The sequence below is a fragment of the Kitasatospora cheerisanensis KCTC 2395 genome, from assembly GCF_000696185.1.
In the GTDB taxonomy this organism is placed as follows: domain Bacteria; phylum Actinomycetota; class Actinomycetes; order Streptomycetales; family Streptomycetaceae; genus Kitasatospora; species Kitasatospora cheerisanensis.
Map to the genome: position 1 here is coordinate 8,018,898 of NZ_KK853997.1, position 1,109 is coordinate 8,020,006.

1 protein-coding gene is annotated in these 1,109 nt (G+C 73.0%); it reads left to right on the forward strand.

What is annotated here, in order from left to right; all coding sequences use genetic code 11:
- Positions 1 to 1,109 (forward strand): AAA family ATPase (locus KCH_RS35945; protein WP_157032482.1); only part of this gene is annotated, 1,109 nt, incomplete at both ends.

The window sequence follows — 1,109 nt, forward strand, 5'->3', positions numbered from 1 at the left end:
GGCTTCGCCACCCGCCCCGCCACCCTCGCCCTGCTCGACACGTTCCACGCCGCACCCGACACCGCCGGCCTCACCGACGCCCTCGGCGCCCTCCCCGACGAGCCCGCCGCCCTCCCCGCCCGCCACCAGCTCGCCACCGCCTGGCTCACCGCCTACACCGCCGCGAACGGCCACGACGCCGGACCCGACGACCTCGCCGAAGCCACCGCCCTGATCTGCACCCCCGCACTGCCCCACTACGCCGCGACCGGCGCCACCGAGACCGTCGTCACCGGCCTGCGCGGCGACCACCCCCGCCTGGACTCCGGCTCCCTCACCGTCAACCTCGCCGAACTCCTCACCCGCACAGCCGACCACGCCACGCACGAAGCCCCCGCCTTCCGCGCCCACCGGCAACTGCGCACCGACCTCCTCACCGCCGAACGCACCCGGCTGCGCCTGGACCACTACCGCCCGACACCGCTCAACGGCTTCGTCCGCAACCGCCTCACCGACCAGGTCTACCTCCCCCTGCTCGGCGACAACCTCGCCAAGCAGATCGGCACCGCCGACGCCGACACCGCCACCGACCGCAGCGGCCTGCTGCTGCTCCTCTCCCCGCCCGGCTACGGCAAGACCACCCTCGTCGAATACCTGGCCGACCGGCTCGGCCTGCTCCTGGTCAAGGTCAACGGCCCCGCGCTCGGCCACCAGGTCACCTCCCTCGACCCCGCCGAAGCCCCCAACGCCACCGCCCGCCAGGAGATCGAGAAGACCAACTTCGCGCTGCACGCCGGCAACAACGTCCTGCTGTACCTCGACGACGTCCAGCACACCTCGCCCGAACTCCTCCAGCGGTTCATCCCGCTGTGCGACGCCCAGCGCCGCATCGACGGAGTGTGGGACGGGCAGCCACGCGAATGGGACCTGCGCGGCAAACGCTTCGCCGTCGTCATGGCCGCCAACCCCCACACCGAGTCCGGCCGGCGCTTCCGCATCCCCGACATGCTCGCCAACCGCGCCGACGTGTGGAACCTCGGCGACGTCCTGACCGGCCGCGACGACCTCTTCGCCCTCAGCTTCCTCGAGAACGCCCTCACCGCCAACCCCCACCTCGCCCCGCACGCCCC